The organism is Escherichia sp. KTE172, assembly GCF_000408845.1.
Lineage (GTDB): Bacteria > Pseudomonadota > Gammaproteobacteria > Enterobacterales > Enterobacteriaceae > Escherichia > Escherichia coli.
In genome coordinates this window covers 1,366,879-1,382,425 of sequence record NZ_KE137316.1, presented here as the reverse complement: position 1 = coordinate 1,382,425, position 15,547 = coordinate 1,366,879, and the positions used below count along the sequence as shown (strand labels likewise).

16 protein-coding genes are annotated in these 15,547 nt (G+C 51.3%); 12 read left to right on the top strand and 4 right to left on the bottom strand.

Annotated elements, in window-relative coordinates; all coding sequences use genetic code 11:
- Positions 1-11 precede the first annotated feature (11 nt).
- The 6 genes from nuoI (at position 12) to nuoN (ending at position 6,414) form a co-directional block, all read left to right on the top strand.
- Positions 12-554: an NADH-quinone oxidoreductase subunit NuoI gene (nuoI, locus tag G434_RS17020; protein ID WP_000172749.1), complete on the top strand. Its 543-nt coding sequence runs from the start codon at positions 12-14 to the stop codon at positions 552-554.
- An 11-nt stretch (positions 555-565) separates the two neighbouring features.
- Positions 566-1,120: an NADH-quinone oxidoreductase subunit J gene (gene nuoJ / locus G434_RS17025; protein ID WP_000393511.1), complete on the top strand. Its 555-nt coding sequence runs from the start codon at positions 566-568 to the stop codon at positions 1,118-1,120.
- Positions 1,117-1,419, top strand: a complete 303-nt coding sequence (gene nuoK / locus G434_RS17030) for an NADH-quinone oxidoreductase subunit NuoK (RefSeq protein ID WP_000612644.1) — start codon at positions 1,117-1,119, stop codon at positions 1,417-1,419. Before nuoJ ends, nuoK begins: the two co-directional genes overlap by 4 nt.
- On the top strand, positions 1,416-3,257 hold the full coding sequence (gene nuoL, locus G434_RS17035; RefSeq protein ID WP_001056608.1) for an NADH-quinone oxidoreductase subunit L: 1,842 nt from the start codon (positions 1,416-1,418) through the stop codon (positions 3,255-3,257). The genes nuoK and nuoL overlap by 4 nt, the downstream gene beginning before the upstream one ends.
- Before the next feature lie 163 nt (positions 3,258-3,420).
- Complete coding sequence (gene nuoM, locus G434_RS17040; protein WP_000926437.1) at positions 3,421-4,950, top strand: NADH-quinone oxidoreductase subunit M; 1,530 nt, start codon at positions 3,421-3,423, stop codon at positions 4,948-4,950.
- Positions 4,951-4,956: 6 nt separating this feature from the next.
- Positions 4,957-6,414, top strand: coding sequence for an NADH-quinone oxidoreductase subunit NuoN (nuoN, locus tag G434_RS17045; protein WP_000156701.1), 1,458 nt, complete (start codon positions 4,957-4,959; stop codon positions 6,412-6,414).
- A gap of 67 nt (positions 6,415-6,481) precedes the next feature.
- Here the strand turns inward: nuoN and G434_RS17050 are convergent, their stop codons facing one another.
- Positions 6,482-6,985, bottom strand: a complete 504-nt coding sequence (locus tag G434_RS17050) for a YfbM family protein (protein ID WP_000525355.1) — start codon at positions 6,983-6,985, stop codon at positions 6,482-6,484.
- A 102-nt stretch (positions 6,986-7,087) separates the two neighbouring features.
- Positions 7,088-8,059: a M28 family metallopeptidase gene (locus tag G434_RS17055; protein ID WP_001306461.1), complete on the bottom strand. Its 972-nt coding sequence runs from the start codon at positions 8,057-8,059 to the stop codon at positions 7,088-7,090.
- Between the two features lie 184 nt (positions 8,060-8,243).
- Between G434_RS17055 and G434_RS30700 the strand changes: the two genes are divergently transcribed.
- Positions 8,244-8,378 (top strand): hypothetical protein, encoded by a 135-nt coding sequence (locus tag G434_RS30700; protein WP_001376971.1) that lies wholly within the window; start codon positions 8,244-8,246, stop codon positions 8,376-8,378.
- A gap of 70 nt (positions 8,379-8,448) precedes the next feature.
- Here G434_RS30700 and elaD read toward each other — a convergent pair whose 3' ends face one another.
- Together elaD and rbn are read right to left on the bottom strand one after the other, a co-directional pair.
- On the bottom strand, positions 8,449-9,657 hold the full coding sequence (gene elaD / locus G434_RS17060) for a deubiquitinase ElaD (RefSeq protein WP_000259169.1): 1,209 nt from the start codon (positions 9,655-9,657) through the stop codon (positions 8,449-8,451).
- Between the two features lie 190 nt (positions 9,658-9,847).
- The gene (rbn, locus tag G434_RS17065; RefSeq protein ID WP_001306464.1) at positions 9,848-10,765 is read right to left on the bottom strand and encodes a ribonuclease BN; all 918 of its coding nucleotides are present in this window, start codon (positions 10,763-10,765) and stop codon (positions 9,848-9,850) included.
- A 64-nt stretch (positions 10,766-10,829) separates the two neighbouring features.
- Here rbn and G434_RS17070 point away from each other — a divergent pair, with 64 nt between their 5' ends.
- The 5 genes from G434_RS17070 to menH all read left to right on the top strand — a co-directional run bounded on the left by G434_RS17070 (position 10,830) and on the right by menH (position 15,539).
- Complete coding sequence (locus G434_RS17070) at positions 10,830-11,291, top strand: GNAT family N-acetyltransferase (RefSeq protein WP_000574084.1); 462 nt, start codon at positions 10,830-10,832, stop codon at positions 11,289-11,291.
- Positions 11,292-11,345: 54 nt separating this feature from the next.
- Positions 11,346-11,651, top strand: a complete 306-nt coding sequence (elaB, locus tag G434_RS17075; protein ID WP_000070621.1) for a stress response protein ElaB — start codon at positions 11,346-11,348, stop codon at positions 11,649-11,651.
- A 78-nt stretch (positions 11,652-11,729) separates the two neighbouring features.
- Positions 11,730-13,025, top strand: a complete 1,296-nt coding sequence (menF, locus tag G434_RS17080; protein ID WP_001191438.1) for an isochorismate synthase MenF — start codon at positions 11,730-11,732, stop codon at positions 13,023-13,025.
- 88 nt (positions 13,026-13,113) lie between these two features.
- On the top strand, positions 13,114-14,784 hold the full coding sequence (menD, locus tag G434_RS17085) for a 2-succinyl-5-enolpyruvyl-6-hydroxy-3-cyclohexene-1-carboxylic-acid synthase (protein WP_001306466.1): 1,671 nt from the start codon (positions 13,114-13,116) through the stop codon (positions 14,782-14,784).
- Entirely contained in the window at positions 14,781-15,539 is a 759-nt protein-coding gene (gene menH, locus G434_RS17090; protein WP_000600521.1) for a 2-succinyl-6-hydroxy-2,4-cyclohexadiene-1-carboxylate synthase, read from the top strand. The genes menD and menH overlap by 4 nt, the downstream gene beginning before the upstream one ends.
- Positions 15,540-15,547 lie beyond the last annotated feature (8 nt).

Sequence of the window (15,547 nt, the reverse complement as noted above, 5' to 3'; positions counted from 1 at the left end):
GCAATAAGACCATGACCTTAAAAGAATTGTTAGTAGGTTTCGGCACCCAGGTTCGTAGTATCTGGATGATCGGCCTGCACGCGTTCGCCAAACGCGAAACGCGAATGTACCCGGAAGAGCCGGTCTATCTGCCGCCCCGTTATCGTGGTCGTATCGTTCTGACCCGCGATCCGGACGGCGAAGAGCGTTGCGTAGCCTGTAACCTCTGCGCGGTAGCCTGCCCGGTCGGCTGTATCTCGCTGCAAAAAGCAGAAACCAAAGACGGTCGCTGGTATCCGGAATTTTTCCGCATCAACTTCTCACGCTGCATTTTCTGTGGTCTGTGCGAAGAAGCCTGTCCGACCACGGCGATTCAGTTAACCCCGGATTTCGAAATGGGGGAATACAAGCGCCAGGATCTGGTTTACGAGAAAGAGGATCTGCTGATCTCCGGTCCGGGCAAATACCCGGAATATAACTTCTACCGGATGGCAGGTATGGCAATCGACGGCAAAGATAAGGGCGAAGCAGAGAACGAAGCCAAGCCTATCGACGTCAAGAGCCTGTTACCGTAAGGAGAGGGGCAATGGAGTTCGCTTTTTATATCTGTGGCCTGATAGCCATACTTGCGACCTTGCGAGTGATCACCCATACCAATCCGGTACACGCACTGCTGTACCTGATTATTTCGCTGCTGGCGATTTCCGGGGTGTTCTTCTCACTGGGCGCTTACTTTGCCGGTGCGCTGGAAATTATCGTCTACGCGGGTGCCATTATGGTGCTGTTCGTGTTCGTGGTGATGATGCTCAACCTGGGCGGTTCAGAAATTGAACAGGAACGCCAGTGGCTGAAACCGCAGGTGTGGATTGGTCCGGCGATTTTGTCGGCCATCATGCTGGTGGTGATTGTTTACGCCATTCTCGGTGTTAACGATCAAGGTATCGACGGTACGCCAATCAGTGCTAAAGCAGTGGGTATTACGCTGTTCGGGCCTTACGTACTGGCGGTGGAACTGGCTTCTATGCTGCTGCTCGCGGGTCTGGTTGTGGCCTTCCACGTCGGTCGTGAAGAGCGTGCGGGTGAAGTGCTGAGCAATCGTAAAGACGACAGCGCGAAAAGAAAAACGGAGGAGCACGCATGATCCCCTTACAACATGGACTGATCCTCGCGGCAATCTTATTCGTTCTTGGCTTAACTGGTCTGGTTATCCGTCGCAATCTGCTGTTTATGCTGATTGGTCTGGAAATCATGATTAACGCCTCCGCGCTGGCCTTTGTGGTCGCCGGAAGCTACTGGGGCCAGACCGACGGTCAGGTGATGTACATTCTCGCCATCAGCCTCGCGGCGGCAGAAGCGAGTATCGGCCTAGCGCTGCTGCTGCAACTTCACCGTCGTCGCCAGAACCTGAACATTGATTCAGTAAGTGAGATGCGCGGATGAACATGCTTGCCTTAACCATTATTTTGCCATTGATTGGCTTCGTCCTGCTGGCGTTCTCCCGTGGGCGCTGGTCTGAAAACGTCTCGGCGATCGTCGGCGTTGGCTCTGTGGGCCTGGCGGCGCTGGTAACTGCCTTTATCGGCGTTGACTTCTTCGCTAACGGTGAGCAGGCATACAGCCAGCCGCTGTGGACGTGGATGTCGGTAGGCGACTTTAACATCGGTTTTAACCTGGTGCTGGACGGCCTGTCGCTGACCATGCTCTCGGTGGTCACTGGTGTGGGTTTCCTTATTCACATGTACGCCTCCTGGTATATGCGCGGTGAAGAGGGCTACTCTCGCTTCTTCGCTTACACCAACCTGTTCATCGCCAGCATGGTAGTTCTGGTGCTTGCCGACAACCTGCTGCTGATGTACCTCGGCTGGGAAGGCGTGGGCCTGTGCTCCTATCTGCTGATCGGTTTCTATTACACCGATCCGAAGAATGGTGCAGCGGCAATGAAAGCGTTCGTCGTGACCCGTGTGGGTGACGTGTTCCTCGCTTTCGCGCTGTTCATTCTTTACAATGAACTGGGCACCCTGAACTTCCGCGAAATGGTGGAACTGGCACCAGCGCACTTTGCTGACGGCAATAACATGCTGATGTGGGCGACGCTGATGCTGCTGGGCGGTGCGGTCGGTAAATCTGCGCAGTTGCCGTTGCAGACATGGCTTGCCGACGCGATGGCAGGCCCGACGCCTGTCTCCGCGCTGATCCACGCCGCAACGATGGTAACCGCGGGTGTCTACCTGATCGCCCGTACCCACGGCCTGTTCCTGATGACGCCGGAAGTTCTGCATCTGGTGGGCATTGTTGGGGCGGTTACGCTGCTGCTGGCCGGTTTTGCCGCGCTGGTACAGACCGACATCAAACGTGTTCTCGCTTACTCTACCATGAGCCAGATTGGCTACATGTTCCTCGCGCTTGGCGTGCAGGCATGGGATGCGGCGATTTTCCACTTGATGACTCACGCATTCTTTAAAGCGCTGCTGTTCCTGGCATCCGGTTCCGTCATTCTGGCCTGCCATCACGAACAGAACATCTTCAAGATGGGCGGTCTGCGTAAATCTATTCCGCTGGTTTATCTCTGCTTCCTGGTGGGTGGCGCAGCACTGTCGGCACTGCCGCTGGTCACTGCGGGCTTCTTCAGTAAGGATGAGATCCTCGCGGGTGCGATGGCGAATGGTCATATCAATCTGATGGTGGCAGGTCTGGTCGGTGCGTTTATGACCTCGCTCTACACCTTCCGTATGATTTTCATCGTCTTCCACGGAAAAGAACAAATTCACGCTCACGCCGTGAAAGGGATAACTCACAGCCTGCCGCTGATTGTGCTGCTGATCCTTTCCACCTTCGTTGGCGCACTGATTGTACCGCCGCTGCAGGGCGTGCTTCCGCAAACGACGGAGCTGGCGCACGGCAGCATGTTGACCCTGGAAATTACCTCTGGCGTGGTCGCGGTGGTCGGCATTCTGCTGGCAGCCTGGCTGTGGCTGGGTAAACGTACTCTGGTGACCTCCATCGCCAACAGTGCTCCGGGCCGTCTGCTGGGCACCTGGTGGTACAACGCCTGGGGCTTTGACTGGCTGTATGACAAAGTGTTCGTCAAGCCGTTCCTGGGTATTGCCTGGTTGCTGAAACGCGATCCGCTGAACTCAATGATGAACATCCCGGCTGTCCTTTCCCGCTTTGCAGGTAAAGGTCTGCTGTTAAGCGAGAACGGTTATCTGCGCTGGTATGTGGCATCCATGAGCATCGGTGCGGTCGTGGTGCTGGCACTGTTGATGGTACTGCGTTGAGTTAAGGATTGTGGGCTTGCCCCTGGGCATATAAGAACGTAGGTCGGATAAGCCGCATTCGCGGTGCATCCGACACTACCCCCAATCCGAAGAGAATTTTCTGTCGTGAGAATTCGTTGAAAATCCGGTCCTGACGGGACTTTTACAAGGAATAAAGATCGCCATGTTACTACCCTGGCTAATATTAATTCCCTTTATCGGCGGCTTCCTGTGCTGGCAGACCGAACGCTTTGGCGTCAAGGTGCCGCGCTGGATCGCGCTGATCACCATGGGATTGACGCTGGCGCTGTCGCTGCAACTGTGGTTGCAGGGCGGTTATTCACTGACGCAATCCGCCGGAATTCCGCAGTGGCAGTCTGAATTCGACATGCCGTGGATCCCGCGTTTTGGTATCTCTATCCATCTCGCCATTGACGGGCTATCGCTGCTGATGGTCGTGCTGACCGGTCTGCTCGGTGTGCTGGCGGTACTCTGTTCGTGGAAAGAGATCGAAAAATATCAGGGCTTCTTCCACCTCAACCTGATGTGGATCCTGGGCGGCGTTATCGGCGTGTTCCTTGCCATCGACATGTTCCTGTTCTTCTTCTTCTGGGAAATGATGCTGGTGCCGATGTACTTCCTGATCGCACTGTGGGGGCATAAAGCCTCTGACGGTAAAACGCGTATCACGGCGGCAACCAAGTTCTTCATTTACACCCAGGCGAGTGGTCTGGTGATGTTGATCGCCATCCTGGCGCTGGTTTTTGTTCACTACAATGCGACTGGCGTCTGGACCTTCAACTATGAAGAGCTGCTGAATACGCCAATGTCTAACGGCGTGGAATATTTGCTGATGCTGGGCTTCTTCATCGCGTTTGCGGTGAAAATGCCGGTGGTTCCGCTGCATGGCTGGCTGCCGGATGCGCACTCACAGGCTCCAACCGCCGGTTCCGTTGACCTCGCGGGGATCTTGCTGAAAACCGCCGCTTACGGTCTGCTGCGTTTCTCCCTACCGCTGTTCCCGAACGCGTCGGCAGAGTTCGCGCCAATCGCTATGTGGCTGGGTGTTATCGGCATCTTCTACGGTGCGTGGATGGCCTTCGCCCAGACCGATATCAAACGTCTGATCGCCTACACCTCGGTTTCCCACATGGGCTTCGTGCTGATTGCTATCTATACCGGCAGCCAGTTGGCCTACCAGGGCGCGGTAATCCAGATGATTGCGCACGGCTTGTCGGCGGCGGGTCTGTTTATTCTCTGCGGTCAGCTTTATGAACGTATCCATACCCGCGACATGCGCATGATGGGCGGTCTGTGGAGCAAGATGAAATGGCTGCCAGCACTGTCGCTGTTCTTTGCGGTGGCAACGCTTGGGATGCCTGGCACCGGTAACTTCGTCGGCGAATTTATGATTCTGTTCGGCAGCTTCCAGGTTGTCCCGGTGATTACCGTTATCTCTACCTTTGGGCTGGTCTTTGCATCTGTTTATTCGCTGGCGATGTTGCATCGCGCTTACTTCGGTAAAGCGAAAAGCCAGATTGCCAGCCAGGAACTGCCAGGGATGTCGCTGCGTGAGCTGTTTATGATCCTGTTGCTGGTGGTGCTGCTGGTACTGCTGGGCTTCTATCCGCAGCCGATTCTGGATACCTCGCATTCCGCGATTGGCAATATCCAGCAGTGGTTTGTTAATTCCGTTACTACTACAAGGCCGTAAATCGCCATGACAATAACTCCACAAAACCTGATCGCACTGCTACCGTTGCTGATCGTCGGCTTGACGGTGGTGGTTGTGATGCTCTCCATTGCGTGGCGACGCAATCATTTCCTCAACGCTACGCTCTCGGTTATTGGGCTTAACGCGGCGCTGGTTTCGCTCTGGTTTGTCGGCCAGGCGGGCGCTATGGACGTTACGCCACTGATGCGCGTTGATGGTTTCGCCATGCTTTACACCGGGCTGGTATTGTTGGCGAGCCTCGCCACCTGTACTTTCGCCTACCCGTGGCTTGAAGGCTATAACGACAACAAGGACGAGTTCTACCTGTTGGTGTTAATTGCCGCGCTGGGCGGGATCCTGCTGGCGAATGCCAACCATCTGGCGTCTCTGTTCCTCGGTATCGAACTGATCTCTTTGCCGCTGTTTGGCCTGGTCGGTTACGCTTTCCGCCAGAAACGTTCGCTGGAAGCCAGTATCAAATACACCATTCTCTCTGCCGCAGCGTCTTCTTTCCTGCTGTTCGGTATGGCGCTGGTGTATGCGCAGTCTGGCGACCTGTCGTTTGTCGCGCTGGGTAAAAACCTCGGCGACGGTATGCTCAACGAGCCGCTGTTGCTGGCAGGTTTCGGCCTGATGATTGTTGGCCTCGGCTTCAAACTCTCTCTGGTGCCGTTCCACCTGTGGACGCCAGACGTATACCAGGGCGCGCCTGCGCCGGTTTCCACTTTCCTGGCGACGGCGAGCAAAATCGCTATCTTCGGTGTGGTGATGCGTCTGTTCCTCTACGCACCGGTGGGTGACAGCGAAGCGATTCGCGTGGTGCTGGCGATTATCGCCTTTGCCTCTATCATCTTCGGTAACCTGATGGCGCTGAGCCAGACCAATATCAAACGTCTGCTCGGTTACTCATCTATCTCTCACCTCGGCTATCTGCTGGTGGCGCTGATTGCGCTGCAAACCGGCGAGATGTCGATGGAAGCGGTAGGGGTTTACCTGGCCGGTTATCTGTTCAGCAGCCTCGGCGCGTTCGGCGTGGTCAGCCTGATGTCCAGCCCGTATCGTGGCCCGGATGCTGATTCCCTGTTCTCTTACCGCGGACTGTTCTGGCATCGTCCGATCCTCGCGGCGGTGATGACGGTGATGATGCTGTCTCTGGCCGGTATTCCGATGACGCTGGGCTTTATTGGTAAGTTCTACGTGCTGGCGGTCGGTGTCCAGGCACACTTGTGGTGGCTGGTGGGTGCCGTGGTTGTCGGTTCGGCAATCGGCCTCTACTACTACCTGCGCGTGGCGGTGAGCCTGTACCTGCACGCACCGGAACAACCGGGTCGCGATGCACCATCAAACTGGCAGTACAGCGCGGGCGGTATCGTGGTGCTGATCTCTGCACTGTTGGTACTGGTGCTGGGTGTATGGCCGCAACCGCTGATTAGCATTGTGCGGTTGGCCATGCCGCTGATGTAAGCAGTCAGTTTGTAAGTCAGAAAGCCGCCGACATGTTCGGCGGTTTTTTTTTGGTGCCCTGACCCCATCACCCAACAATAACCGTCAGCGCATGATTCCCTTGTCGCAGCATACGTCGATACGCACTAATCAGCTTTTCCATATCAAGCATGATCGAAGCAAAGAGTTGCCCCTCTAACTCTTCTGAAAAAGTCACACCAGGGTAAATCTCCATTTCATTGAGTCGTTTAATGGAAAACTGTTTACGCAGCTCACTTCGATCCAGAGCTTCCAGTCGGTCGATTGTCGCGGCTAACTCCTGATTCCAGGTCAATCCCAGGAAGCCATCTATGCCATCTTCGAGGTTGTGTTCACCAAGCACGGCACGACTCAGCGGATCATTCTTCGCGGGATCAAAAGCAGAGGTGCCTGTCAGGCCAAAATGTAAAAAATCCCAGCGTTTATCAATATCCAGTCGGCGTAATCCTGAAAGCGTGTCATGAATATTGTCCATTAAGGGTTTTTCAGTAGACTCAAGCAGTTGGTTAATCTTTTCTGAGTCAATTTCTGCAAAATAGCCAATCATTCCCATTTTATTTTCCTCCGTTGAATTTCATGTTTCGCATCTTAAAACAGACGAGGGAAAATAAAATGTACATGTCGCTTTTTCTGGACTCGCCTCGAGAAATTTTTATTATTTACTGTTGTATAACAAAGTTATAACCCCATCCACTACCTGAGCCATTTTCTGATAATTCAATCTGTCTGCGGTATCACCGGGCAAGTGGTATTGTTTATTACGATAAAAAGCGGTGTCGGTAATCATTACGGCGGGAATATCGTGTTGCCAATAATTAAGGTGATCAGAGAAATCAATACCGGGAATAAACCCTGGGGCATTCATAGAATAAACAGATAAATCCCGGGATGACAACAATGCCGCTTTTACCTGACGAACGGCGTTGATATCCTGCATTCTGCCGACCACGGCAATAAAGTCTCCCCGATCGGGATAAAGCCAGGACATTGCCGGGTAAGGGTAATCCTGACTACCAGGCGCAGAGTCGTAATAGCCAATCATCTCCAGCGCTATCATTAATCTCACTGGACGCTCAAGCGAAGCTGCATGTACCGCGCTCCCCATTTCATCGCTACGAAAGAAGGGCGGTTCTTCCGACGCATAGGCGACCAGCTGCACGCCAGTTTTCGGTGCTTGCTGCTGTAACAAACGTGCCAGTTCGAGTAATCCTGCCACGCCACTGGCGTTATCATCCGCGCCCGACGTATAGGTCAATTGATCGTTTTCATAACTGCTGGCAGAGTCATAGTGCGCACCAATAATAATCAGCGGTCCATCGGCAGGACCATAATCAGCAACAATGTTTTTGTAGGGGCCACCCGCAATGGGGACGTCCTGCGAGGTAACTCTGGCACCGCTACTGACAAAGACCTCTTTTATATACTCTGCGGACCTATTCAGATTATCAATATTGTCGGCACTACGTGGATGCACAGTTTGTGTAAGATAACGAACTGTTTTTTCTAATTGCTCAGGACTTGCGTGTCGGGGCGTTGACGGTAATGCATTGACCCAAGGTTGGCAAAAAATAATCAGAGGGAGTGATAGTAGTAATGATATAAAACAAAGAGGTGTTATTTTTTTCATATGTAAATTATCAATAAAAGGCGTTATTTCATTATTATTTATAATGAGTTATGAGCGTTTATTTTATTACGGTTGGTAGGAATATACAAAAAGTATTTTTTCAGTTGGTTCGCTATTTTAAAAAGGAATTCATATAAGAAATAAAAAATAAGTATGTTATTTATTGGTAGATTGAATTGACAGGGTGCAGAAATCTGAGGGTAAGAAAAATCAGCAACAACAATTCACTACATCAACAGACCAGCAATCGAGTGCCGCGATACGCTGGAAATACCCGCAGATTGAACTGGCGGGTGGTGTGACTGACATCAGTCAGTGATGACTTTTTAGCAAACTATGTTCGACCAGTCAGCATATTTGCTGACTGGTCGAATTAATTAACAATGATGTTAACTTACTCTTTTGCCTGATGCTCTATTTTGGGGTTGTGAGTGTTTTATTTCTAAGTCTCTATAATAATCATTGATATTTGCATCGCCATATTTATCTAAATAACAATTTCTGTTTGCCTGTCGATGTTGAAAATCAATTTCGTACTGCTCTTCTGCTGAATATTTTTTAAATCTGTCAGCATAGTTTTTTAATAACGTATAGGGGGCGCTGTCAGAATTGCTTTCCCTTTGTTCAATTACTTCCTGGGCTGCCATGCACACAAATGCACCGCAACTTTGGCTTAAATATTGCTGAAGATCGGCATGTAAAAATATTATCTCGGGTTCAGTTAAATGAACTTTTATATTATTATTCGACATTTCTCCCATGAGTTCAGAATTAAAACTATTAATGATACGTTTAAGTGAATTTTCTTTTTCATGGCCTAGTGCACGTAATGAATTGAATATGATGCATTTTATTTGTTGTGTGTTATTTTTTTCATTAACTATTTTTTGTAGCGAAACTAATATCCAGTGTCCGCCAGTATTTATGGGGAATAACTGGACTGCTTTCGGCCATAATGGATCGCTCTTAATATTATCATTGAGAGCGACTTCCAGGTAAGTGCTGTTGGAATTGGGGAGGTAGAAATCAGTAGGATAATTGACTTGAGTATTTTTTGCATTAGCGGCTATCTTTTTAAGATAGCAAGCTATTTCATCTGTGGTTAATTGACGATTTTTATCCCAGAAGTTTGTCCCATCGCTCAGTTCATTATTCTTATCATTTAAAAGTACCTTTGAAAGCGACTGTTTTTCTGATATAAGAGGAATGTCCTCACCGATAATTGTCATTAATTTCGAAGGGGAGAATAGTTTTTTGAACAGGAGATCATCTGAATCATGTGATTTGAGGGGGTGTTTGGTTGCGGTATGTGCCAAATTATATAATTTTAAACAGGCATTTTTAATAAGTCGGATAATCGATAGGGTTTCATTTGTTGGGTTTCTAACAATATGGTAAAGAATATCTTCAGCTTTTTTCCCAAATTCATCATAACCTAACGCAATATTATGCAGTAACTCAATGCTTTCTTCATCTCCGGATAACGCTGTTTTTTTTAAAGACTGCAGTAATTCATCGGTCACAGTAAATTTTTCTGCAAATGTCTGGCTGAGTTGGGTTTGAGATAATTGACAATAATTGCTGACAACTGTAACCATTATAGGCTCCTTTTAGTTGCAAAGGTTGTGCTGAATGAAGATAAAAAGAGGCAACTTATTGCTCTGAATATAGTGCGTAAGGAGATGAATAAATATCAAAAATCGCTCAATATGCCCGTGTGGGTGGATATATGTAGCGCGGGTTGCGATAACAGGGCAAGTTTCGCCCTGTTTTTAATAATAAGCAGAGTTAAACGTTAAACACGGTGAAATCATTCGCCAGTTCAGTCGCCGGGAAAATTGACCTGCATTCACGTAACAGGTGCTGACAACCTTTGTCATCATAGCGCGAGCTGACGTGGGTAATGATTAGCTTACCGACTCCAGCCTCACGTGCCAGTGTCGCAGCCTGGCGTGTAGAGCTATGACCGCGACTATTGGCTTTGGCTTCCATGGTTATATCCAGCGTCGCTTCGTGCACCATGACATCGACACCTTTAGCCAGGTCAAGTGCGGCATCGCAGGGGCCGGTATCGCCGAAAATAGCGAGCGCTTTACCTGGCACTGGAGCGGCTAAGTAATCTGCGCCGTTAATCTGCCTTCCATCTTCCAGCATGATTGTTTTGCCCGCTTTTAATGCCTGAAACAGTGGGCCAGGCGGTACGCCAGCAGCTTTTAATGCCTGGGCATTTAATGCACCCGGTTTATCATGTTCTTCAATACGATAGCCATAACATTCCAGTGGGTGTTCCAGCGGATAAGCGGTCACTTTGCGCAGGCCATCATCGAGAATTTCGCCAGCGCCAATTTCGACAATTTCCAGCGGATAATCGATCCATGAGCCGCTAATCCGTAGCGCAGTCTCCACAAATTCACGGATACCTTGCGGACCATAAATCGTTAAGGGTTGGATAATGCCTGACATAGAACGACTGCACAGTAAGCCGGGTAATCCAAAGAGATGATCGCCATGAAGGTGACTGATAAAAATCTTGTCCAGTTTTCCAGGGTTAAAGGTGGTATGCAGTAGCTGATGCTGGGTGCCTTCACCGCAGTCAAATAACCAAAGTCCGCTCTGGGTCGGATGTTGCAGGTTAAGCAATATTGCCGTGACATTGCGCGTACGGGTTGGCACACCGGCTGAAGTACCTAAAAAAATTAATTCCATGAGTTCATCACGTTTCAAAAAATATTCCGGCTAGTATAAGTCATACATCTAAAAGGAGAGCATTATGATTGAATGGCAAGATCTGCATCACTCTGAATTATCGGTTTCCCAGCTTTATGCCTTATTACAACTGCGTTGCGCGGTGTTTGTTGTTGAGCAGAATTGCCCTTATCAGGATATCGATGGTGATGATTTGACGGGGGATAATCGCCATATTCTCGGTTGGAAAAATGATGAACTGGTGGCGTATGCGAGGATTCTGAAAAGTGATGATGATCTTGAGCCGGTCGTTATTGGTCGGGTGATTGTTAGTGAAGCGTTGCGTGGCGAAAAAGTGGGGCAGCAGCTGATGAATAAAACACTCGAAACATGTACGCGTCACTGGCCTGATAAACCTGTTTACCTCGGGGCGCAGGCGCATCTGCAAAACTTCTACCAGAGTTTTGGCTTTATCCCTGTGACGGAGGTCTATGAAGAAGATGGTATCCCACACATTGGGATGGCACGCGAGGTAATTCAGGCGTAATCAATAACCCTTGTCTATAGTTAGTGACAGGTTTTACGCAAATGGAGAACGAGAATGTCTAATCAGTTTGGTGATACACGTATCGATGACGACCTGACGCTGCTTAGTGAAACACTGGAAGAGGTGCTCCGCTCCTCTGGCGATCCCGCCGATCAGAAATATGTTGAGCTGAAAGCGCGTGCAGAAAAAGCGCTGGATGATGTGAAAAAACGGGTTAGCCAGGCTTCAGACAGTTATTACTATCGGGCGAAGCAGGCTGTTTATCGTGCTGATGACTACGTCCACGAAAAACCCTGGCAAGGAATTGGTGTGGGCGCGGCCGTCGGGCTGGTACTAGGACTGTTGCTGGCACGCCGTTAAAACCTCCCTACACCGGGGTACTGCATTTTTTTTGTAGTACCCCGTATAATGTGAGGCTTTTAACAGGGAGAGGTCCGCGTGCAATCACTTACTACGGCGCTGGAAAATCTACTGCGCCATTTGTCGCAAGAGATTCCGGCGACACCCGGCATTCGGGTTATTGATATTCCTTTCCCTCTCAATGACGCTTTTGATGCCTTGAGCTGGCTGGCCAGTCAGCAAACGTACCCGCAATTCTACTGGCAACAACGTAATGGTGATGAAGAAGCTGCTGTCCTGGGCGCGATTATCCGTTTTACGTCGTTGGACCAGGCACAATGTTTTCTTCGTCAGCACCCGGAACACGCCGACTTACGCATCTGGGGGCTGAATGCGTTTGACCCGTCGCAGGGTAATTTACTTTTACCACGCCTTGAATGGCGACGCTGTGGTGGTAAAGCCACGCTGCGGCTGACGCTATTCAGCGAAAGCTCCCTTCAGCATGATGCGATTAAGGCAAAAGAATTTATCGCCACACTGGTGAGTATTAAACCCTTGCCTGGGTTACATTTAACCACCACCCGAGAACAACACTGGCCGGACAAAACGGGCTGGACGCAATTAATCGAACTGGCAACGAAAACCATCGCCGAAGGTGAGCTCGACAAAGTGGTGCTTGCTCGGGCAACTGACCTGCATTTCGCAAGTCCGGTCAATGCGGCAGCGATGATGGCTGCCAGTCGTCGGCTTAATCTGAACTGCTATCATTTTTACATGGCCTTTGATGGCGAAAATGCTTTTCTTGGCTCTTCACCGGAACGATTATGGCGGCGGCGTGACAAAGCGCTGCGTACTGAAGCGCTGGCGGGAACGGTAGCAAATCATCCTGATGATAAGCAGGCGCAGCGGTTGGGTGAGTGGCTGATGGCGGATGATAAAAACCAGCGCGAGAACATGTTGGTGGTAGAGGATATCTGCCAACGATTGCAGGCCGATACCCAGACGTTGGATGTTTTACCGCCGCAGGTACTGCGTCTGCGTAAAGTGCAGCATCTTCGCCGCTGTATCTGGACTGCACTCAACAAAGCGGATGATGTGATCTGTTTACATCAGTTGCAGCCAACGGCAGCAGTTGCTGGCTTACCGCGCGATCTGGCGCGACAGTTTATCGCCCGTCACGAACCGTTCACCCGAGAATGGTACGCCGGTTCTGCGGGCTATCTCTCTTTACAACAAAGCGAATTCTGCGTTTCCCTGCGCTCAGCAAAAATCAGTGGCAATGTCGTGCGATTATATGCTGGCGCGGGCATTGTCCGTGGTTCCGACCCCGAGCAAGAGTGGCAGGAAATCGACAACAAAGCGGCAGGGCTGCGTACTTTATTACAAATGGAATAGTAATGAGTCGCATCATTACCGATTCATATCAATAATCTATTTTTGTAGCTCCTTATACTTAGCCGCAATATTGATACCGGACAAACTCATGTCAGTAAGCGCATTTAACCGACGCTGGGCGGCGGTCATTCTGGAAGCATTAACGCGTCACGGCGTCAGACACATCTGTATCGCCCCTGGCTCGCGTTCTACACCGTTAACGTTAGCGGCGGCGGAGAATTCCGCATTCATTCACCACACCCATTTCGATGAGCGTGGACTGGGGCATCTGGCGCTGGGGCTGGCGAAAGTCAGCAAGCAGCCGGTGGCGGTGATTGTGACCTCCGGCACGGCGGTAGCAAATCTCTATCCTGCACTGATTGAAGCTGGGTTAACCGGAGAAAAACTGATCCTGTTAACCGCCGATCGCCCGCCGGAGCTAATTGACTGCGGCGCGAATCAGGCGATTCGTCAGCCGGGAATGTTCGCCTCTCACCCCACGCACAGTATTTCACTGCCGCGCCCGACCCAGGATATCCCCGCACGTTGGCTGGTTTCTACCATCGACCATGCTCTCGGTACGCTTCATGCTGGTGGAGTCCATATCAACTGCCCGTTTGCTGAACCGCTGTATGGCGAAATGGACGACACCGGGCTTAGCTGGCAACAGCGTCTGGGCGACTGGTGGCAGGACGATAAGCCGTGGCTGCGTGAAGCGCCTCGTCTGGAAAGTGAAAAACAGCGCGACTGGTTCTTCTGGCGACAAAAGCGCGGCGTGGTGGTTGCCGGGCGCATGAGTGCGGAAGAGGGCAAAAAAGTTACACTGTGGGCGCAAACTCTTGGCTGGCCGCTGATCGGCGATGTGCTGTCGCAAACCGGGCAGCCGCTGCCGTGTGCCGATCTCTGGTTAGGCAATGCCAAAGCGATCAGCGAACTGCAACAGGCGCAAATTGTGGTGCAACTGGGAAGCAGCCTGACGGGCAAACGGCTCCTGCAATGGCAGGCAATCTGTGAACCCGAAGAGTACTGGATTGTTGATGACATTGAAGGGCGACTTGATCCGGCACACCATCGCGGACGTCGCTTAATTGCCAATATTGCCGACTGGCTGGAGCAACATCCGGCAGAAAAACGCCAGCCCTGGTGCGTTGAAATCCCGCGCCTGGCTGAACAGGCAATGCAGGCGGTTATTGCCCGTCGCGATGCGTTTGGCGAAGCGCAACTGGCGCATCGCATCAGCGACTATCTGCCTGAACAGGGGCAATTGTTTGTCGGTAACAGCCTGGTGGTACGTCTGATTGATGCGCTTTCGCAACTTCCGGCAGGTTACCCGGTGTACAGCAACCGTGGTGCCAGCGGTATCGACGGGCTGCTCTCAACTGCCGCTGGCGTTCAGCGGGCCAGTGGCAAACCGACGCTGGCGATTGTGGGCGATCTCTCAGCACTTTACGATCTCAACGCGCTGGCGTTATTACGTCAGGTTTCCGCGCCGCTGGTATTAATTGTGGTGAACAACAACGGCGGGCAAATTTTCTCGCTGTTGCCAACGCCGAAAAACGAGCGCGAGCGTTTCTATCTGATGCCGCAAAACGTCCATTTTGAGCACGCCGCCGCGATGTTCGAGCTGAAATATCATCGTCCGCAAAACTGGCAGGAACTTGAAACGGCGCTTGCTGACGCCTGGCGCACGCCAACCACCACGGTGATTGAAATGGTGGTTAACGACACCGATGGTGCGCAAACGCTCCAGCAACTTCTGGCGCAGGTAAGCCATTTATGATCCTGCACGCGCAGGCAAAACACGGCAAACCAGGTTTACCCTGGCTGGTGTTTTTGCACGGTTTTTCCGGCGATTGCCACGAATGGCAAGAAGTGGGCGAGGCGTTTGCCGACTACTCGCGGTTGTATGTTGATCTCCCAGGTCACGGTGGTTCAGCGACGATCAGCGTCGATGGATTTGATGATGTCACCGACTTACTGTGTAAAACGCTGGTTAGTTACAACATCCTTAACTTCTGGCTGGTGGGGTACTCGCTTGGCGGACGGGTGGCGATGATGGCGGCTTGCCAGGAGCTGGCGGGGCTTTGTGGAGTTGTTGTCGAAGGCGGGCATCCTGGGTTGCAAAATGCTGAACAACGCGCGGAACGTCAGCGTTCCGATCGCCAATGGGCGCAGCGTTTTCGTACAGAACCGTTAACGGCGGTATTTGCCGATTGGTATCAACAGCCTGTTTTTACCTCGCTCAATGACGATCAACGCCGGGAGCTGGTGGCGCTGCGCAGCAACAATAATGGCACAACCCTTGCCGCCATGCTGGAGGCGACTTCTCTCGCCGTTCAGCCTGATTTACGTGCTAACCTTAGCGCCCGCACATTTGCGTTTTATTATTTATGTGGTGAACGTGACAGCAAATTCCGCGCCCTGGCGGCGGAACTGGCTGCCGAATGCCATGTCATTCCTCGCGCCGGACATAACGCGCATCGGGAAAATCCCGCTGGCGTAATCGCAAGTCTGGCGCAGATCTTGCGTTTCTGACTAAAGGA

Bases quoted from the DNA above. Each gene is read 5' to 3' on its own strand.
- nuoN (WP_000156701.1), top strand. From the start codon at position 4,957: ATGACAATAACTCCACAAAACCTGATCGCACTGCTACCGTTGCTGATC.
- rbn (WP_001306464.1), bottom strand. From the start codon at position 10,765: ATGGAATTAATTTTTTTAGGTACTTCAGCCGGTGTGCCAACCCGTACG.
- G434_RS17055 (WP_001306461.1), bottom strand. From the start codon at position 8,059: ATGAAAAAAATAACACCTCTTTGTTTTATATCATTACTACTATCACTC.
- nuoK (WP_000612644.1), top strand. From the start codon at position 1,117: ATGATCCCCTTACAACATGGACTGATCCTCGCGGCAATCTTATTCGTT.
- menD (WP_001306466.1), top strand. From the start codon at position 13,114: ATGTCAGTAAGCGCATTTAACCGACGCTGGGCGGCGGTCATTCTGGAA.
- nuoL (WP_001056608.1), top strand. From the start codon at position 1,416: ATGAACATGCTTGCCTTAACCATTATTTTGCCATTGATTGGCTTCGTC.
- elaD (WP_000259169.1), bottom strand. From the start codon at position 9,657: ATGGTTACAGTTGTCAGCAATTATTGTCAATTATCTCAAACCCAACTC.
- nuoM (WP_000926437.1), top strand. From the start codon at position 3,421: ATGTTACTACCCTGGCTAATATTAATTCCCTTTATCGGCGGCTTCCTG.
- menH (WP_000600521.1), top strand. From the start codon at position 14,781: ATGATCCTGCACGCGCAGGCAAAACACGGCAAACCAGGTTTACCCTGG.
- nuoJ (WP_000393511.1), top strand. From the start codon at position 566: ATGGAGTTCGCTTTTTATATCTGTGGCCTGATAGCCATACTTGCGACC.
- nuoI (WP_000172749.1), top strand. From the start codon at position 12: ATGACCTTAAAAGAATTGTTAGTAGGTTTCGGCACCCAGGTTCGTAGT.
- elaB (WP_000070621.1), top strand. From the start codon at position 11,346: ATGTCTAATCAGTTTGGTGATACACGTATCGATGACGACCTGACGCTG.
- G434_RS17070 (WP_000574084.1), top strand. From the start codon at position 10,830: ATGATTGAATGGCAAGATCTGCATCACTCTGAATTATCGGTTTCCCAG.
- G434_RS17050 (WP_000525355.1), bottom strand. From the start codon at position 6,985: ATGGGAATGATTGGCTATTTTGCAGAAATTGACTCAGAAAAGATTAAC.